This window comes from Marinactinospora rubrisoli (assembly GCF_042664915.1).
In the GTDB taxonomy this organism is placed as follows: Bacteria; Actinomycetota; Actinomycetes; order Streptosporangiales; family Streptosporangiaceae; genus Marinitenerispora; species Marinitenerispora rubrisoli.
This window is the reverse complement of the sequence record NZ_JBHTBH010000002.1, coordinates 215,510-230,621: the sequence shown is the minus strand read 5'-3', so window position 1 is coordinate 230,621 and position 15,112 is coordinate 215,510. Positions and strand designations below refer to the sequence as shown.

Here is a 15,112-nt window from a genome sequence, read left to right as displayed (position 1 = left end):
GGCCAGCCCGAAGATGCTCACCCAGACGCTGCGCGGCCTGGAGCGCGACGGCCTGGTGCGCAGATCGGTCACCGCGAGCGTGCCCGCCCGCGTCGACTACGCGCTCACCCCACTGGGGGAGAGCCTGCGGGCGGTGACCGCGTGGGCCGAGCGGCACATGGCCGACATCGACGCGGCGCGCGCGGCCCACGGAGCGCAGCGCGTGCGTTCAGGATCGGCCGGCGCAGGGGGCTGAAGGCGCCGGCCGATCCCGCGCCTACGGCTGAGCCGGCGATCAGCCTGGGGCCGCCATCGGCGTCAGGGACGCCGTCTCCAGGTCGATCCGGTGCCGGCCGGCGTAGACGTTCATCGAGGGGCCGCGGAGGAACCCCACGAGGGCGAGCCCGGAGTCGGCGGCCAGATCGACCGCCAGGGACGACGGCGCCGACACGGCCGCGAGCAGGGGCAGCCCGGCCATCAGCGCCTTCTGCGCCAGCTCGAAGCTGGCCCGCCCCGACACCAGGAGACCGGTGCCGCGCAGCGGCAGCCGGTCCTGCCGGACCGCCCACCCGATCAGCTTGTCGACCGCGTTATGGCGGCCGACGTCCTCGCGTACCGCGAGCAGTTCGCCCGAGGGGGTGAACAGCCCCGCGGCGTGCAGCCCGCCGGTGCGGTCGAACACCCGCTGCGCCTCGCGCAGCCGGTCCGGCATGGCCGCCAGCGTCGCGACGTCGAAGCGCACCGGATCCTCGGCCACCGAGAAACGTGCGACGGTGCGCACCGCCTCCAGGCTGGCCTTGCCGCACAGTCCGCACGAGGACGTGGTGTAGAAATTGCGTTCCAGCGACGTCTCCGGCATCGCCACCCCCGGCGCGAGCGACACGTCGAGCACGTTGTAGGTGTTGGAGCCGTCCTCGGTGGCGCCCGCGCAGTAGCGGATCGCGGCGATGTCGGCGGCGCGGGTGATGACGCCCTCGCTCACCAGGAACCCGGCCGCGAGGTCGAAGTCGTTCCCCGGCGTGCGCATCGTGACGGTGAGGGGATCACCGTTGAGCCGGATCTCCAGGGGCTCCTCGACCACCAGCGTGTCGACGCGGCCGCTGACCGCCGCCCCCCGGATCCGGAGAACCTTCTCACGGACCGTGACCCGTCCCATGATCTCCGCCTTTCCGGCGCCGCTTCCGAGCCTCGACGGACAGTCAACACCCGACGGCCGGGCGCCGCCAAGCCCCGAATCAGATTCCCGGAGTGACGCCTGTTCATTCATGTGTCACCGGACATGTCCGGCGCGGGGCCGCCGCCCTGGTCAGTCGCGGCGCCGTTGCTGTACGTGCTGGAACCCGAACCGGCCCTTGATGCACAGGTTGCCGTGCGTCACGGGATTGTCGTGCGGCGAGGTGACCTTCACGATTTCGTTCTCCTGGACGTGCAGCGTCACGTTGCAGCCGACACCGCAGTAGGTGCACACGGTGGTGGTCCGCGTCTGCCGCTCCTCGTCCCACGTGCCCTCGGCGCGCATGTCGAACTCGGTGCGGAAGGAGAGCGCGCCGGTCGGGCACACCTCGATGCAGTTGCCGCAGTAGACGCAGGCGGAGTCCGGCAGCGCGACGTCGTGCTCGGTGGAGATGCGCGCGTCGAACCCGCGGCCGGCCACCCCGATCGCGAAGGTGTTCTGCCACTGCTCACCGCAGGCGTCCACGCACTTGTAGCACATGATGCACTTGCCGTAGTCGCGCACGTAGAGGTCGTTGTCCACCTTGGCCGGCTGCTCGACCGTGGCGGCGGCCGTGCCGTCGGGAACCTCGTGCGAGCCCGCGTGGCGGGCGTCGCGCTCGCCGAGCGCCGCCGGTTCGGCGCGCGGCCCGAACCGTTCGGGGCGGGCGTCGTAGCGCGCCATCCACTCCGGCACGTCCGGCGTCGTCGACAGGTCCACCGACGACCCCAGCAGCTCCAGCACCATCCGGCGGCTGTGCCGGACCCGCTCGGAGTCGGTGCGCACGGCCATCCCCGGCTCGACCGCCCGGGAACAGGCGGGCGCCAGTGTCCGGGCGCCCTCGATCTCGACCACGCAGACACGGCAGGCGTTCTTGGGGGTGAGCGTGTCGCCGTAGCAGAGCGTGGGCACGTCGATGCCCGTCGTGGCGCAGGCGTCGAGGATGGTCGCGCCCTCGGGGACGCGCACCTCGCGGCCGTCGACCGTGACGTCGACGAGGCGCCGGGGCGGCGCGAGCGGGACAGGGGTGCTCAACGGTCCTCCTTGGCAACTGGGGCGGCGGACGGGGCGTCCGCGGCGGGTACGGTCGCCGGCGCGGTGGCGAACACCCCGAGCCGGTCGATCGCCGATTCCACGGCGTTCCAGGCGGTCTGGCCGAGGCCGCAGATGGAGGCGTCCCGCATGGCCGCCCCCACGTCGCGCAGCAGCGTCAGGTCGGTGCGCCGGGCTCCGACGCCCTGGGAGAGCCGCCGCAGCGCCTCCTCCTGGCGTACGGTGCCCACCCGGCACGGCACGCACTGGCCGCACGACTCGTCGCGGAAGAACGCGGCGATGCGCACCAGGATGGCGGGCAGGTCCACGGTCTCGTCCAGCACCAGGACCACACCGGAACCGAGGGTGGCCCCGGCCTCGCGGGCGCCCTCGAAGGTGAGCGGGATGTCGAGCTCGTCGCCGCGCACGAAGCCCCCGGCCGCGCCGCCGAGCAGCACGGCACGTGGCGGCGCCCCGTTCGGGGTCCCGCCCGCGAGGTCGAGGAGTTCGCGCAGCGTCGCGCCGAACGGCAGCTCGTAGACGCCGGGCCGGCGGACCGTGCCGGAGACGCAGAACAGTTTGGGGCCGGTGGAGCGGCCGGTGCCGATCCCGGCGTAGGCCGGACCGCCCATCAGCATGATGGGCAGCACGTTGACCAGCGTCTCGACGTTGTTGATCGTGGTCGGCTTGCCGAACAGGCCGCGTTCGACGGGGAAGGGCGGTTTGCTGCGCGGCTCCCCACGCCGTCCCTCGATCGAGTTGAAGATCGCGGTCTCCTCGCCGCAGATGTAGGCGCCGGCGCCGCGCCGGATCTCGATGTCGAAGTCGAAGCCGGAGCCCAGGATGTCGCGCCCGAGGAGGTTGCGCTCGCGCGCCCGCGCGATCGCGTTCTCCAGCAGCGACAGCGCGCGCGGGTACTCACCGCGGATGTACAGGTACCCCTTCTGGGCGGCGTTGGCGTACCCGGCGATCGTCATGGCCTCGATGAGCGAGAACGGGTCGCCCTCCATGATCACCCGGTCCTTGAACGTGCCGGGCTCGCTCTCGTCGGCGTTGCACACCACGTAGTGCGGGGTGTCGGGCTGGCGCGCGGTGCCCTCCCACTTGCGGCCGGTGGGGAAGGCGGCGCCGCCGCGGCCGACGAGGCCGGCGTCGAGCACTTCGCGGATCACCCCGGCGGGCCCGAGCCGCAGCGCCTCGCGCAGGGCCGCATATCCTCCGTTCGCCCGGTAGTCGTCCAGGCTCTCGGGATCGACGACGCCGACCCGGCGCAGCAGCACCAGCCCCGGATCACCGGCCTGCGGGACCGAGGCGTGCGCCGGAGGTTCGGCGCTGCCGCCGGCCAGCGGCTCGCGCGCGAAGGTGGTGGCGCCGGACGGACGGTGCCCGTTGGCGGTGGCGGGCGGTGCGTCGGCCGGGGCGCCGGCCGAGCCGGTCAGCCGGTCCAGTCCGGCGGCGGTGACCGGCGCGGCGACCGCGAAGCGCGGCGGCGCGCCGGCCTCCAGGGCGAGCGCGGCCGGCGCCCGTTCGCACAGGCCCAGGCAGGGGCTCTCGTGCCACACGACCTCGCCGTCGGTGCCGCCGGGCGGCCCGGCGCGTTCGGCGAGATCGGCGCGCAGCCGGTCGGCGCCGCGCGCCGCGCAGGCGATGTCGGTGCACACGTGCACCACCCGGCGCGGGCGCTCGTGCACGGCGAACATGGCGTAGAAGGTGGCCACCCCGTACGCCTCGGCGGGTGGCACGGTCAGCCGGCGGCAGATGTAGTCGAGGGCGGCCGGACTGATCCAGCCGATCCGGTCGTTCACGGCGTGCAGCGCGGGGAGCAGCAGGTCGCGGCGGTCCCGGGCGGCGTGGCCGCCGCGCGCGTAGCGCAGGTCGGCCGCCTGGCGCCGGCCGCCGTCCCAGCCGGACTCCGCGGGGCCCAGGACGGCGTCGACGGCGTCGCGCTCCGCGTCGGTGGGGGGAGCATCCAGGAAGCGAAGGTCCACGTGCCGGTCACCTCGAAATCAGTCGTGTCGGACGCGCTCGGGCGGACGGGGAGGGGGGAAGGAGAGGGAGGGAAACGGAGAGCCCGTGAATTCTTGTTGCCTAGATCACACTTTTGTGTATATGGGCTACAGTATGCGATCGATGCCGGTGCGGCAAGCCCCGAGATGCCGGCCCGGAGCGGGCTCGCTCCGGGCCGGCCGATCCTCAGGCGGGGGCCGAGAGCGGCCGCTCCGACGGCGGCGCCTCCGTGCCCGCCGCGGCGCTCGCCGGGTCCGGCCCGGCGACGCGCTCGATGCGGACCGCCGCCGCCTTGTACTCCGCGGTCCCGGCGATCGGATCCGTCGCGTCCAGCGTGAGCAACTGGGTGTCCACCTGGTCGGGGAAGTGGAAGGTCATGAACACCAGGCCGGGCCGCATCGAGCGGGTCACCGACGCCGGCACCAGCACCGAGCCGCGGCGTGAGGAGACGCGCACCGTCTCCCCGTCACGCACGCCCAGCGCCGCGGCGTCCTCGGGCGAGATGTCCAGCAGTTCGCCGCGGCGCAGCGGCGAGGAGAAGCCGCTGGTCTGCACGCCGGTGTTGTAGTCGTCCAGCCGCCGACCGGTCGTCAGCCGGAACGGGTACTCCTCGTCCAGCAGATCGACCGGCGGGGAGTGCCCCACCAGCCCGAACGGCGCCGGCTCGCCGCGGCGCTCCGGATCCTCCTCCCACAGCCGGGCGTGCAGGTAGCTGGGCTCCAGCGTGTCCTCGGAGTAGCAGGGCCACTGGATCCCCTGCAGTTCGGCCAGCCGCTGGTAGCTCATGCCGCGGTGCATGGGAGAGAGCGCGCGCAGCTCGTTCCAGACCTCCTCGGCCGTCGGATAGGACCAGTCGTACCCGAGCCGGTTGGCGAGGTCGCAGAGGATGTGGATGTCGTCGCGCGCGCCCGGCGGCGGGTCCAGCGCCTTGCGCACGAGCTGGACGCGCCGCTCGCTGTTGGTGAAGGTGCCGTCCGACTCGCACCAGGAGGCGCTGGCCGGCAGGACGACGTCGGCGAGCTCCGCGGTGCGCGTCAGGAAGATGTCCTGCACGACGAGATGGTCCAGCGCCCGCAGCCGCCGGAGCGTCTTCTCCGTCTCCGGCTCCGACTGCACCGGGTTCTCCCCGATGATGTACAGGGCGCGCAGCTCGCCCTCGTCCATCCCCTCGAACATCTGGGTGAGGGTCATGCCGTACCGGGGCTGGATCGCACGCCCCCAGGCCGCCTCGAACCGCCCGCGCGCCTCCGGGTCCAGGATGTCCTGGAAGCCGGTGAGCCGGTTGGGGATGGCCCCCATGTCGCCGCCGCCCTGCACGTTGTTCTGGCCGCGCAGCGGGTTGAGTCCGGAGCCGTAGCGGCCGACGTGCCCCGTGAGCAGCGCCAGGTTGATCAGCGCGCGGACGTTGTCGGTGGCGTTGTGGTGCTCGGTGATGCCCAGGGTCCAGCACATCTGGGCGCGCTCGGCGAGGGCGTAGGCGTGTGCGAGTTCGCGGATGGCCTCGGCCGGGACGCCGGTCTCGGCCTCCGCGGCGGCCAGCGTCCACGGCTCGACCAGGGCGCGGTACTCCTCGAACCCGCTGGTGCCGCGGCTGACGAACGTCTCGTTGGTCAGCCCGGCGTGGATGATCTCGCGGCCGATGGCGTGCGCCAGCGGGATGTCGGTGCCCACGTTCAGGCCGAGCCAGCGGTCCGCCCACTCCGCCGAGGAGGTGCGCCGAGGGTCGACCACGAACAGCCGGGCGCCGTTGTGCACGCCCTTGAGCACGTGCTGGAAGAAGATCGGGTGCGCGAACCGGGGGTTGCCGCCCCACAGGATGATGAGGTCGGTGTCCTCGATCTCCTGGTAAGAGGACGTGCCGCCGCCGGAGCCGAAGGCGGCCGACAGGCCGGCCACGCTCGGCGCGTGGCAGGTGCGGTTGCAGGAGTCGACGTTGTTGGTGCCGATGACGGCGCGGGCGAACTTCTGCGCCACGTAGTTCATCTCGTTGGTGGCTCGGGCGCAGGACAGCATGCCGAACGCGTCCGGGCCGTGCCGGCGGACGTTGCGGGCGAAGCCCTCCGCCGCCCGGTCGAGGGCCTCCGTCCAGGAGGCGGGGCGGAGTTCGCCGTCCTCGCGGACGAGGGGCTGGGTGAGGCGCTGGTAGGGAGCGGTGAACTTGTCTGGTCGCATCGGAGCCTCGCTTGGTCGTGGCCGATGGCGGGGACTGGGGAATCGCGCCCGGCGGGGTCGGGCTCGGCGGAAACGCCACGGATAATACTGTCTACAGTATTCCTTATTGCGCTGAGTAACAAGGCGAGCGCGTGATCGTGGTCACTTGATGATTTCCCGAAGGTCGCACGGGGAGGAGTCAAAACCGGTTTACCCACGGCGCGCCGGTTTGGCCGACGGTGGGAAGACGGCGTGTTCACTCTTGGCGCCCTGCCGTGAAGCATGGGTGGAGACGGCCCCGGAGTGGCGCCGGCGGCGAGGGAAGGTGCCGCACGGCGCGGGCTCCGTACCACGGGCCCGGACTTGGCAGATCGCCAGGTCATCTTCCTTGGAGGTTCGATTTCCATGAAGAAGACTGCGCGCCGAATCATCGCGACCGGCATTCTGGCTCCCGCCCTTGTTCTGGGCCTGCCGACCATGGCCATGGCCGAGCCGTTCGGCCTCGACGTCGCGACCGCCGGCTGGGGCTGGGGCTGGGGCGGCTGGGACGGCTGGGGCTGGGGCGGCTGGGGCGGCTGGGGCGGCTGGGGCTGGGACGGCGGCTGGGGCGGCTGGGGTGGCTGGTGGTAATGCCCCGCCGGTCTCAGCCCGGTTCCAGCTCGGACGCCTAGCTCCGAGAGTGACGCGCCCACCACGGTCCACGCGGCCGTGGTGGGCGTTCGTCGTGTGGACGGAGGACACGGGCAAGGGCGCTCGGGGCGCCGGCGTCAGCCCGCGGAGGCCAGCGGGGCGGTCGCCGCGGCCGCCGCAAGACGCGCGTTGAGCCGGGAGGCGACGGCGTTGACGATGCGCAGCGCGGGGACGCGCGCGCCGGTGAGGTCGGCGAGCTCGACCACGGCGGTCAGGATCGCGTCGAGTTCCATCGGGCGGCCGCGCTCCACGTCGTGCAGGGAGGACGTGCGGTGGTCGCCGGCCCGTTCGGCGCCCGCCAGGCGGCGTTCCACCGAGATCCCGGTCTCCACGCCGAGCCGCGCGGCGACCTCCAGGGCCTCGCGCATCATGGTCTCGGCGAGCTCCCGGGCGATCGGGTCCCGGCAGATCTCCGCCATGGTCGAGCGGGTGAGCGCGCTCAGCGGGTTGAACGCGATGTTGCCCATGAGCTTGATCCAGATGTCGCGGCGCAGGTCGCGTTCGATCGGGCATTTCAGGCCGCCCGCGACCATCGCCGCGCTGAAGTCCCGGCAGCGCGCGGAGTCGCTGCCGTCGGGCTCGCCGATGGAGAACCGGGTGCCCTCCATGTGCCGGATCACCCCCGGCGCGGCGATCTCAGTGGCGGCGTAGACGACGCAGCCGATGGCGCGCTCCACCGGGATGGCGCGGCTGACCGCCCCGTCCGGGTCCACGCTGGTCACCCGGCGGCCCGCCAGCGGGCCCTCGACGCCGTGGAAGTACCACCAGGGGATGCCGTTCTGTGCGGCGACCACCGCGGTCGCCGGGCCGAGCAGCGGCCGCAGCAGCGGTCCGCAGCCGGCGTAGTGCTGGGCCTTGAAACCGAGGACGACCACGTCCACCGGCCCGATGTCGCGGGGGTCGTCGGTGGCGTGCGGGCGGACGTGGAAGTCGCCGCGCGGGCTGATCACCCGTACCCCGTTCGCGCGCAGCGCGTCGAGGTGAGCGCCGCGCGCGACGAGGTGCACCTCTGCTCCGCCGCGCGCGAGCGCGGCTCCCATGTAGGCGCCGATGGCCCCGGCGCCCAGGATGGCTGTCCGCATGGGTCTTCCCTCCCAAAACTAGGGAATGCTGTATACAGTATGCTAAAAACGTGTTCGTGGCCGCGCCGATGGGCGGCCGGCAGAAGGAACCGCCGAAGCCGAGAGAACGGCAACAAACCCGGTTCTTCTCACCGGCTCCGCCCGGTCCGTGGCCGCGCCGTCCGCCCGAGCGGCGAAGGGAGAACCGGTGGAGACCCCCATGTCACTCGCCACCGCCCACGCGGTGCCCGTCCGGCGCCGCGCCATGACGTGGTCGCGGGCTCGCGAGGCCGCCCGCGAGCTCGCGACCGCTCATCTCGCCTCCGGCGCCCGGGACGCACCCGTCACCCACCTCCCGCTCGCCGAGGCGCCGGGGGCCGCGCTCGCCGCCGCCGTGACCGCGCGCGTTGCGGTCCCCGGCACCGACACCGCCGCCATGGACGGCTACGCGGTGGCCGGCCGGGGACCGTGGCGGGTGGTCGGCCGGGTGCTCGCCGGGCGGCCGAACCGGGTGGACCGGCTGCGCCCCGCCGAGGCGGTCGAGATCGCCACCGGAGCGCCGGTGCCCGCCGGAACCGTCGCGGTGCTGCCGTACGAGCGGGCGGAGCGGGCCGGCGACCGGGTCGCCGGCCCGGCCGTACCGGGACGGCACGTGCGCCGCCGCGGCGAAACCGTGCCGCGGGGTGCGGTGCTCGCCCCGGCCGGCACCGTCGTCACCCCGGCGCTGCTGGGGCTGGCCGCCGGAACCGGCCACGACGAGCTGCCGGTCCGCCGCCCGCGGGTCGCCGCACTGGTGACCGGCGACGAGGTGCTTCCCGCCGGCCTGCCGGTGCCGGGCGCGGTCCGCGACGCCATCGGGCCGATGCTGCCCGGAGTGGTCCGCTGGGCCGGAGGCGTCCTGGCCCACAGCGCCTACGTCGGCGACGGCCGCGCGGGGCTGGTCGCCGAGCTGCGCGCGGCCGCCGCCGATCCGTGGACCGAGGTCGTCGCGGTGTGCGGCGCCTCCTCCGCCGGCCCGGCCGACCACCTGCGCGACGCCCTCGACGCGCTCGGCGCCGACATCCGCATCGCCGGGGTCGCCTGCCGCCCGGGACACCCGCAGGTGCTGGCCGTGCTGCCCGGAGGGCCGCTCGTGGTCGGCCTGCCGGGCAACCCCAACGCCGCGCTGGTCGCCGCACTGACCCTGCTCGTCCCGGCATTGGCCGCGCTGGCGGGTCGGCCGGACCCGGCGCACGCGGGACGGCATGCCCGCCTCGCGGCACAGGTCGACCGGCATCCCGCCGACACCCGCCTCGTGGCCGTGCGGGTGCGTGACGGCCACGCCGTGCCGGTCGGCGGGGACGGCCCGGCCGCACTGCGCGGGGTGGCGGTGGCCGACGCCCTCGCCGTGCTGCCGCCGGGAGACACCGCCGGGCCGGTGGAGTTGCTGGAGCTGCCGCGCTGAGCGGTGGAACCGGCGTGGCCGATTGTGTCTTTTGTAGACTGTGGACCGTAAACAGTGCAGCCGCGCCAGGGCCGCGGGGATGGAGTGTCGCATGTCGTCTCGGATGTCGTCCCAGCCGCAGGCCGCACTGGCCGGCCGGGTCCAGCGCCCGGTGCCTCTGCGCGAGGCCGTCTACGAGGCGCTGCTCGACCTCATCACCACCCGGGAACTGAGCCCCGGTCAGCACCTCGTCGAGAGCGAGCTCGCCCTGCGGCTGGGGGTGTCCCGGCAGCCGGTGCGTGAGGCGCTGCAGCGGTTGAGCAACGAGGGGTGGGTGGATCTGCGGCCGGGGTACGGGGCGTTCGTGCACCAGCCGACCGAGAGCGAGGCCGACCAATTGCTCGCGGTGCGCGCGCTGCTGGAGACGGAGTCCGCCCGGCTCGCCGCCCGCAACGCCGGTGCCGCCGAGATCGAGCTGCTGCGGGGCCTGTGGCGCGCCGGCCTGGCCGCCGTCGAGGCCGGAGACGTGGAGGCGGTGGTCACCGCCAACGCCGACTTCCACCGCAGCGTGACCGAGGTGTCGGGCAATGAGGTGCTCGCCGAGCTGGCGGCGCAGGTGGACCGGCGGGTCCGCTGGTACTACGCCCCGATCGCCCGCGCCCGCGGCCGGGCCTCCTGGGACGAGCACGCCCGGATGATCGACGCCATCGAGGAGCGCGACGAGCGGGAGGCGGCCCGCCTCATGCGCGAGCACACCGAGCGCACCCGGCGCACCTACCACGAGCGGATCGACGGGGTGGGCGCGGCCGGACCCCGCTGACCGCGCCCGCCGGTACCGGGGGACCGGACCGGCCGCGCGCCCGCAGGGAGCGGGAAACGCGCGGGCGCGTCGACACCGCTGTGCCGATCACGTTCCGTGTACGCTTCGCCGCGGTGCGGCGCGGTCACAGAGCCCCGTGTGCTCATGTGCGATCCACCGTGCCGGATTCCTCCGCGCGCTCGTCGCAGCCTCCACCGTCGGACGTGGGATCGCCGAGAAGGCGGGCTTTTTGGGACCTTGGCGCAATCATTCCGTAATGCCGGAAGAGAACGCTTTTTGGCGCTCTGTTGGCTGATGCCCCCGTGTGGGGTCGGTGTGAAAAAGGTGAATGATGGCGATCTCTCGTCGCTCTGCGTTACGCGCGTCGTTCCTCGGCGGGACCGGCGCCGCTCTGGCCGGAGCGGGCGGCGGCACCGCCCTCGCGGACGCGCCGGCCGGCACTCCCCGAGTCAGTGACGCCGCGACCGCGCTGCGGCTGCTGAAGGAGGGCAACCGGCGCTGGCGGCGATTCGCCTCCCGGCACCCCGACGAGTCCCGCGCCCGGCGCGAAGAGGTCGCCGGTGGGCAGCACCCCTTCGCGATCGTCCTGAGCTGCGCCGACTCGCGCGTTCCCCCGGAGCTCGTCTTCGACCAGGGACTCGGCGACATCTTCACCGTCCGCGCGGCCGGAGAGGTCCTGGACGAGTCGGTGCTCGGCACCATCAGCTACGGCGTCCTGCACCTGCACGTCCCGCTGGTCGTGGTGCTCGGCCACTCCTCGTGCGGCGCGGTCACCGCCGCCGTCGACGTGCACGACGGCGGCGAGGCGCCCCACGGGCACATCGGCTACCTGGTCGAGCAGATCCTCCCCGTGGTGGACGCCACCCCCGACGAGGGCGACGGCTTCGTGGACGCCTGCATCTCCGCCAACGCCCGGCACGTCGCCGAAGAACTGCGCGCCGACGAGGACCTCAAGGACCTGGTGGCCTCGGGCGCGCTGCGGGTCGTCGCGGCCCGCTACGAGCTCGACACCTACCGGGTGAACTTCCTCGACTGACTCCGGCGGAGCGCGAGCCGCTGAACGTCCGGAGCCGTCGGCGTCAATGGCCGTAGGCCCGACCGCGTCGGCGGTGGAGGGGAGCGCGGCGGTGAGCGCGACCGGGGCCGCACCCATGACCTCGGTGCGGGGCGCGTGGACGGAACGCCGCCCCGCACCGTCCCTTAGAGATTTCGCGCCTGTCTGATCGCCAGATCCAGTGCGTGTGCGCAGTTGGAGCAGTTGCTGGCGTGCGTCTCAATGGCTTCCGCCGCGTCGCTGAGCGTGGTGCGAGCCGTCTCCGCGTCGTCGGCGTACACGTGTTCCATGAGGCAATGGGCGTTGACGCATGTGGGTGGAAGGGGCGAGTGGAAGACCGCGTTCGGGTGCGGAATCCCATAGGCATTCTTCGTCGCGAAGACGAGCCACCCGCGCCCCTCGAAATCGCGGCGGAGTTCGGGGAATGGATGCCTTTCGTCCGGTACCCTGCGAGAAATGCTGTTTCGCCCGGTGGGAATATCAGCGCTCATCGGGTCGTCCTCGCTGGCACAGGCGGATCAGGTACCGAGTGAGATTCGTCTCTTCGCCGCAACGGTACTTCGGTTCGGCAATGGGGCCAGGAAGCGCTTCGGGCGCGAACCGTCGCGCCTGCGCCTCCGGAGCGGCTACACGCAACAGTCGCTAGGCGCGAAAATTGGCGTAAGCAAGACTCACGTCTCCAACTTGGAGCGCGGGGAGCGGGCCATCGCGCATGAGGATCTACTGGCTGCGGATGAGGCTCTCGATGCCCAAGGGCGACTCATCGACTTGTGGGACGAACTCACGGGCAGCGGCCGGATGGCATGGCTAGTCGAAATCTCAAGGATGATCAGGGAGTCAGTAGCAATTTACGACTTTCAAAGTCTGGTCTTCCCCAGTTACCTTCAGATCGAGGACTACGCGCGTGCCTTGATCCGGTACGGCGCGCCGTGGCTGTCGGCAGATCAGATGGAAGAGAAGGTGGCCGCGCGGATGGACCAGGCCCGGGCGGTGATCGATGCCGGCACGCCCCGGGTGTTTTGCGTCGTAGACGAAACCGTACTGTGGCGGCGGTATGAGAGCGTGGACATTACGCGGGCGCAACTCGCCCACGTCGTGAGCCTTGTGGAGCAGGGGCGTGTATCAATGCAGATCATCCCCGCGCAGAGCAAGCGGCATCCAGGCAATAGCGGTGCCTTCACAGTGCTTACGGGGCCCCAGAGCCCAGATGTCGTGTTCGCGGAGTCGGTTCACGAGGGGCAGACCATCACGGCTCACGATGATGTGGCGGGGTACCGCATGCTGTACGGCTCGCTCCAGGCTGAGGCAGCGCCAACCGGGGAGACGCTGAGGATGCTTCGGGACGAGATGAGAAAGTTGGAGAATGATCATGAATGACTGGCACATCAGCACCTACAGCAACGGCGGAAGCAACTGCGTTGAAGCGCGTGCCACGCGAGACGGCGCGGATGTCCGGGACAGCCAGCACCGGGAGCTCGGGCACATCACGTTTCCGGCGGCGGAGTGGGCGGCCTTCCTCCAGGGCATCCAGGCCGACCGGCTCTAATCGTCGGCTCGGCTACGTTCCCGCCGTCCGCGCATGCGGGCAAGGCGCCGCTGGCACCGCCCGCATGCGAGAGCCCCGGAAGAAGGTCCGGGGCTCTTCGCGTCTGACCTGCGCTCAAGTTCCCAGGTAGCGCAGCACCGCCAGCACCCGCCGGCTGTAGCCGGACGTGTAGGAGAGATCCAGCTTCTCGAAGATGGCATTGATGTGCTTCTCCACCGCGCTCTGCGAAACGTACAACCGCTGCGCGATGGTGGCGTTCGCGTAACCCTGCGCCATGTGGTCCAGGACCTCCCGCTCCCGCTCCGTCAGCCGGGCCAGCGGGTCGGCGTGGCTGGTGCGGGCCAGCAACTGGCGCACCACCTCCGGGTCGAAGGCCGCGCCGCCAGCGCGCACCCGCTCCAGCGCGTCGAGGAACTCCCCGACCTGGGCGACCCGGTCCTTGAGCAGGTACCCGACCCCCTCGGGGGCGCCGGTGAGCAGTTCGGCGGCGTACCGCTGCTCCACGTACTGGGAGAGCACCAGCACCCCGACGGCGGGGTGCCGGCGGCGCAGGTCCAGCGCGGCCCGCAGCCCCTCGTCGGTGTGGGTCGGCGGCATCCGCACGTCGACCACGGCCACCTCCGGCGGGTCGGCGTCGACCGCGGCCAGTAGCGCCTCGGCGTCGCCGACCGCCGCCGCCACCTCGTGGCCCTCCTCGACGAGCAGCCGCAGCAGGCCCTCCCGCAGCAGCACCGAGTCCTCGGCCAGGATCACGCGCACGGCAACTCCGCGGTGACCACGGTCGGCCCGCCCGCCGGACTGTGCACGTGCAGCCGTCCGTCCAGCGCGGCGACCCGCCGGGCGAGCCCTTTCAGCCCCGGGCCGGCGGGGTCGGCCCCGCCGCTCCCGTCGTCGGTGATGCGCACGATGAGCACGGCGGCCTCCTCGGTGAGGGTGACGGTGATGGCGTTCGCCCCGGCGTGTTTGGTGGCGTTCGTGATGGCCTCCCGGGCGACGAAGTAGGCGGCGGTCTCCACGTCGGTGTCCGGGCGCCGGGCGAGCCCGTCGTGCACCCGGACGGGGACGCTGGACCGCTCGGCGACCCCCGCCAGCGCGGCGGCCAGTCCCAGCTCGTCCAGCACCGCGGGGTGCACCCGCCACGCGATCTCCCGGAGCTCGCCGAGCACCTGCTGGGACTCCTCGTGCGCCTGCCGGACCAGCTCGGCGCTGCGGCGCGGATCGGTGCCGCGCCGGGCGCGCCCGAGCAGCATGGCCAGGGCGACCAGCCGCTGCTGTACGCCGTCGTGCAGGTCGCGCTCGATCCGGCGCCGCTCCTCGTGCACCGCGCGGACGACCCCGGCGCGGCTCTCGGTGAGTTCGGCGATCCGGCGCTCCAGCAGGTCGGAGCCGCCGGGCCCGAGGAACCAGCGGGCCAGCCGCCGCTCGGCGGCGGCGAGCACCGCGGCCCCGGCCATGGCGGCGGCGAGCACCAGCGGGGCGCCGCCGAGGCCGATCACGCCGGAGTCCACCCAGAGGTTCACCCCCGGCAGGGACAGGTTGACCGGCTGCGACGTGCCCGACAGCGACACCCACAGCCCGCCGCCGCCCATGAGCAGGGCCAGGAACAGGGCGGAGAACAACGCGTACCCGCCGAGCAGGCTGAGCGGCAGCCGGCAGAGCAGGTACTCCAGGGCGCGCCGCCGGGAGTACCGCGCGGCCACCTCATGGTCCAGCAATCGGGCCAGCCGCCACCGGTCCAGCGAGAACAGCCGGTCGAGACCGGCCGCAGCGGCCGGGTGCGCCACCCGCCAGGCCGCGGGCCACGGCCGTGCCGCCGCCAGCAGCAGCGCGCCGGCGAACAGCAGCGGGGCCGCGACCAGCGCGGTCGCGGAGCCGAGCAGCACTCCGGCGGTGTGCCGGAACGCCGGCAGCACCAGTCCGGCGGGGCCGCGCGGCCCGGACGGCGCGGTCCCGCCGCCGTCCGTTCGCACGCGCATCCTCGGCCTCGGTCAGGGGGTGGGGCGGTGCGGCCGGGGACATCCGCCGGCCGCACCAGTGATCCTAGGCGCCGGTGACCGCGGCGGGGGAGGGCGCGGTCCGCAGCGCGCACCTGTGGAGAACCTCAGGGGCGCGGTGGGGTGGGCACGGCCGGGCGGT

The 15,112-nt window shown here is 73.0% G+C and carries 14 protein-coding genes; 7 read left to right on the top strand and 7 right to left on the bottom strand.

From position 1 onward, the window contains the following. Positions 1 to 13 precede the first annotated feature (13 nt). Positions 14 to 235, top strand: a complete 222-nt coding sequence (locus ACFQRF_RS05220) for a winged helix-turn-helix transcriptional regulator (RefSeq protein ID WP_379869305.1) — start codon at positions 14 to 16, stop codon at positions 233 to 235. Between the two features lie 39 nt (positions 236 to 274). On the opposite strand, the gene fdhD is transcribed toward ACFQRF_RS05220, so the two are convergent. The 4 genes from fdhD to ACFQRF_RS05200 all read right to left on the bottom strand — a co-directional run bounded on the left by fdhD (position 275) and on the right by ACFQRF_RS05200 (position 6,403). Beyond that, positions 275 to 1,135 carry a formate dehydrogenase accessory sulfurtransferase FdhD gene (gene fdhD / locus ACFQRF_RS05215; RefSeq protein WP_379869303.1) on the bottom strand — a complete coding sequence of 287 codons (861 nt, stop codon included), beginning with the start codon at positions 1,133 to 1,135 and terminating at the stop codon, positions 275 to 277. Positions 1,136 to 1,285: 150 nt separating this feature from the next. Next, positions 1,286 to 2,227, bottom strand: coding sequence for a 2Fe-2S iron-sulfur cluster-binding protein (locus ACFQRF_RS05210; protein WP_379869302.1), 942 nt, complete (start codon positions 2,225 to 2,227; stop codon positions 1,286 to 1,288). Next, positions 2,224 to 4,212, bottom strand: a complete 1,989-nt coding sequence (locus tag ACFQRF_RS05205) for an NAD(P)H-dependent oxidoreductase subunit E (protein ID WP_379869300.1) — start codon at positions 4,210 to 4,212, stop codon at positions 2,224 to 2,226. Before ACFQRF_RS05205 ends, ACFQRF_RS05210 begins: the two co-directional genes overlap by 4 nt. 205 nt (positions 4,213 to 4,417) lie before the next feature. Further along, a complete protein-coding gene (locus ACFQRF_RS05200; protein WP_379869299.1) occupies positions 4,418 to 6,403 on the bottom strand; it encodes a molybdopterin oxidoreductase family protein in 1,986 nt (661 codons plus the stop codon). 384 nt (positions 6,404 to 6,787) lie between these two features. Here ACFQRF_RS05200 and ACFQRF_RS05195 point away from each other — a divergent pair, with 384 nt between their 5' ends. Next, positions 6,788 to 7,012, top strand: coding sequence for a hypothetical protein (locus ACFQRF_RS05195; protein ID WP_379869297.1), 225 nt, complete (start codon positions 6,788 to 6,790; stop codon positions 7,010 to 7,012). A 137-nt stretch (positions 7,013 to 7,149) separates the two neighbouring features. Here ACFQRF_RS05195 and ACFQRF_RS05190 read toward each other — a convergent pair whose 3' ends face one another. Then, the gene (locus tag ACFQRF_RS05190) at positions 7,150 to 8,154 is read right to left on the bottom strand and encodes a 2-dehydropantoate 2-reductase (RefSeq protein ID WP_379869296.1); all 1,005 of its coding nucleotides are present in this window, start codon (positions 8,152 to 8,154) and stop codon (positions 7,150 to 7,152) included. A gap of 199 nt (positions 8,155 to 8,353) precedes the next feature. On the opposite strand from ACFQRF_RS05190, the gene ACFQRF_RS05185 reads away from it, so the two are divergent. From ACFQRF_RS05185 to ACFQRF_RS05165, 5 genes are all read left to right on the top strand, one after another. Next, complete coding sequence (locus tag ACFQRF_RS05185; protein ID WP_379869294.1) at positions 8,354 to 9,577, top strand: molybdopterin molybdotransferase MoeA; 1,224 nt, start codon at positions 8,354 to 8,356, stop codon at positions 9,575 to 9,577. A gap of 103 nt (positions 9,578 to 9,680) precedes the next feature. After that, positions 9,681 to 10,376, top strand: coding sequence for a GntR family transcriptional regulator (locus tag ACFQRF_RS05180; protein ID WP_379869760.1), 696 nt, complete (start codon positions 9,681 to 9,683; stop codon positions 10,374 to 10,376). Between the two features lie 331 nt (positions 10,377 to 10,707). Continuing rightward, entirely contained in the window at positions 10,708 to 11,412 is a 705-nt protein-coding gene (locus ACFQRF_RS05175; RefSeq protein ID WP_379869293.1) for a carbonic anhydrase, read from the top strand. 474 nt (positions 11,413 to 11,886) lie between these two features. Beyond that, on the top strand, positions 11,887 to 12,807 hold the full coding sequence (locus tag ACFQRF_RS05170) for a helix-turn-helix domain-containing protein (protein ID WP_379869292.1): 921 nt from the start codon (positions 11,887 to 11,889) through the stop codon (positions 12,805 to 12,807). After that, positions 12,800 to 12,976 carry a DUF397 domain-containing protein gene (locus ACFQRF_RS05165; protein ID WP_379869290.1) on the top strand — a complete coding sequence of 59 codons (177 nt, stop codon included), beginning with the start codon at positions 12,800 to 12,802 and terminating at the stop codon, positions 12,974 to 12,976. Before ACFQRF_RS05170 ends, ACFQRF_RS05165 begins: the two co-directional genes overlap by 8 nt. Positions 12,977 to 13,090: 114 nt before the next feature. On the opposite strand, the gene ACFQRF_RS05160 is transcribed toward ACFQRF_RS05165, so the two are convergent. Together ACFQRF_RS05160 and ACFQRF_RS05155 are read right to left on the bottom strand one after the other, a co-directional pair. Further along, a complete protein-coding gene (locus ACFQRF_RS05160; protein WP_379869289.1) occupies positions 13,091 to 13,735 on the bottom strand; it encodes a LuxR C-terminal-related transcriptional regulator in 645 nt (214 codons plus the stop codon). Further along, positions 13,726 to 14,946: a sensor histidine kinase gene (locus ACFQRF_RS05155; RefSeq protein ID WP_379869287.1), complete on the bottom strand. Its 1,221-nt coding sequence runs from the start codon at positions 14,944 to 14,946 to the stop codon at positions 13,726 to 13,728. The genes ACFQRF_RS05160 and ACFQRF_RS05155 overlap by 10 nt, the downstream gene beginning before the upstream one ends. Between the last annotated feature and the right edge of the window lie 166 nt (positions 14,947 to 15,112).